The sequence below is a fragment of the Streptomyces sp. NPDC059456 genome, assembly GCF_042750055.1.
In the GTDB taxonomy this organism is placed as follows: Bacteria; Actinomycetota; Actinomycetes; order Streptomycetales; family Streptomycetaceae; genus Streptomyces.
This window is the reverse complement of record NZ_JBHYVA010000975.1, coordinates 1-2,255: the sequence shown is the minus strand read 5'-3', so window position 1 is coordinate 2,255 and position 2,255 is coordinate 1. Positions and strand designations below refer to the sequence as shown.

Here is a 2,255-nt window from a genome sequence, read left to right as displayed (position 1 = left end):
GGCGGGGTGGGGGCTCGCGGCGCTGGGTGGGGCGGTGTGCGCGGCGGGGGGGGCGCCCCGCGCCGCGCGCGGCCGGGCCCGCTACGGGTGCGCCGGCTGCGGGGCGCCTACGGCGACCGGGGCGGGGAGGGGGGTCGGGCGGTCCATGAACGCGAGGACGGCCCGCTTCTCGGGGAGGTACACCTCCGGGAGGTCGACCTCGGGGAGGGTGATCTCGCCCTGGCGGACGAAGCCGATCCGGCCCAGCAGGGCGAGGGCCTTGTCGTTGCGGGCGTCGGGCTCGCCGACGGCGCGCAGGGCGGCGGGGTCCCGGAAGAGGAAGCGGACGAGTGATCCGATCAGTGTGCGGCTGAACCCCGGACGGGGGCGTTCGCTGACCGGGGCCAGCATGAGGTGCACGCCGACGTCGCCCTCGCGCACCTCGTAGCACTCGCTGACCCGGTCCTCGGACGGCTGGTAGGTCTGGAACAGTGCCACCGGCTCGCCGTCGAGGCGGACCATGAACGCGTGGTGCGTGTCCCGCCGGTCCACGTCCTCGTATATCTCCTGGACCAGTTCCCGGCTCGCGCCGTTCATCCCCCAGAATTCCGCGCGTTCCTCGACGACCCAGGAGTGCAGGACGGCGGAGTCGGCGGCCGGGTCCACGGGTGTGAAACGGACGGTTCCGAACCCTTCGACGGTCTCCGCGTAGACGTCGGGACGGGTGGTGGTCGGGGAGGCGGCGGGGGTCGCGGAGTCGGGTCTCATGAGTGGCTTGTTCCGTTCGGTGGGAGGGCCCGGGCCGTGAAGGGCCGGAAGAGGGCTCTGGCGGGCGGTGCAGGGGCAGTGGCGGGGCAACCCGCAGGCGTGCGCCACCCCCAGGCGGGTTAGGTTAGGCTGGCCTAAATATAACGGTCCGGGAAGAGGTCATGCACATGGCGGTCGGCAAGGGTTGGGAAGGTGTGGTCCTCAAGCTGCTGCGCGGCAAGGACTTCACGTTCGCGGTCACCGGCGCGGAACAGGTCACCGCGCACTACCGCCGGCTCCGCTTCACGGACGGCGACCCGGCCTCGCTGCCTGCCGTCAACTCCCTGCTGGACGCCTGCCCGCAGACCCCGGCGACGATCTGGTTCGAGACCCGGCACGAAGCCGACGCCGAGCTGCCGGGGGTACGCCTCGACCCTGACCGCCATGACATCCGCTTCGTCCCGCGCAGCGGCGCCGGTGCCGGCCTCGTCGAGCGGATCCGTGCCGAACTGCCCGCCCTGGCCGCCGACCGCGAGGCGGCGTACGTCTGGCTGGCCTGCGACACGGCGACGACGCGCACCCTCACCGGCTACCTGCGCAAGGACCTCGGTCTGCCCAGGCAGCGAGTGAACGGCTTGGGCTACCGGCGTCCGACCACCGAAGCCTGACCGCGCCGCTGAAGACGCCTCCTGCGGCGACCGGAACCAGCGGTGGTGGGGCTGTGGACGGCCGGTCAGAGGTTGAAACCGCCGGAGACCTCGATGTTCTGCGCGGTGACCCAGCGGGTTTCATCGGACACGAGCGCGGCGATCACCATCCCGACGTCCTCGGGTTCACCGACCCTTCCCAGAGCGGTCTTCGCGGCGAGTGCGGGGATGACTTCGGGGAACCGGGCGAAGGCGTCGTCGGCGAGACGGGTGCGGGTCGCTCCGGGCGAGACCGCGTTGACGCGGATGCCCCGCGTGCTGAATTCCTTCGCCATGTACCGGGTCAGCACGTCCAGGCCGCCCTTCATCGAGGCGTAGACCGAGTAGCCGGGCTCCATGCCGACGGTCGTGGCGTTGCTGCTCGTGTTCACGATGGCCCCGTGGTCCGCCAGCAGCGGAAGCAGGGTCTGCGTCAGGAAGAAGGGGCCCTTGAGGAGCACCCGCATGAGCTCGTCGAACAGTTCCTCGCCGGTGTCCTCGATCAGTGCGGTCCGGGCCAGTCCCGCGTTGTTGACCAGGGAGTCGAAGGTGCTGCGACCGAAGGTGTCGTGCAGGACCCCGGCCACCGAGGCCCGGAAGGCCGGGAACGAGCTGGTGTCGCCGACGTCCAGGGGCAGCGCGACGGCCGTCCCGCCGGCCTTCTCGATCGCGGCGACCGTGTCGAGCGCACCCTGCACGTTCTTGCCGTAGGTGAGGATGACCCCCACCCCGCGTGGGGGGGGGGGGGGGGGCGGCGGCGGGGCGCGGCCCCGCCGGGGGGCGGGGGCGCGGGCGGCCGGGCGCTGGCGGGGGCGGGTGCTCTGATGCGCTCCACCGACACAC

3 protein-coding genes are annotated in these 2,255 nt (G+C 72.4%); 1 reads left to right on the top strand and 2 read right to left on the bottom strand.

The features are described 5' to 3' along the window. Nucleotides 1–81: 81 nt before the first annotated feature. A complete protein-coding gene (locus ACFXA3_RS41260; protein WP_385196434.1) occupies nucleotides 82–747 on the bottom strand; it encodes a GNAT family N-acetyltransferase in 666 nt (221 codons plus the stop codon). Nucleotides 748–914: 167 nt separating this feature from the next. Between ACFXA3_RS41260 and ACFXA3_RS41255 the strand changes: the two genes are divergently transcribed. Continuing rightward, entirely contained in the window at nucleotides 915–1,394 is a 480-nt protein-coding gene (locus tag ACFXA3_RS41255; protein WP_385196436.1) for an SIP domain-containing protein, read from the top strand. 65 nt (nucleotides 1,395–1,459) lie between these two features. Here ACFXA3_RS41255 and ACFXA3_RS41250 read toward each other — a convergent pair whose 3' ends face one another. Beyond that, on the bottom strand, nucleotides 1,460–2,140 hold the full coding sequence (locus ACFXA3_RS41250) for an SDR family NAD(P)-dependent oxidoreductase (RefSeq protein WP_385196431.1): 681 nt from the start codon (nucleotides 2,138–2,140) through the stop codon (nucleotides 1,460–1,462). Between the last annotated feature and the right edge of the window lie 115 nt (nucleotides 2,141–2,255).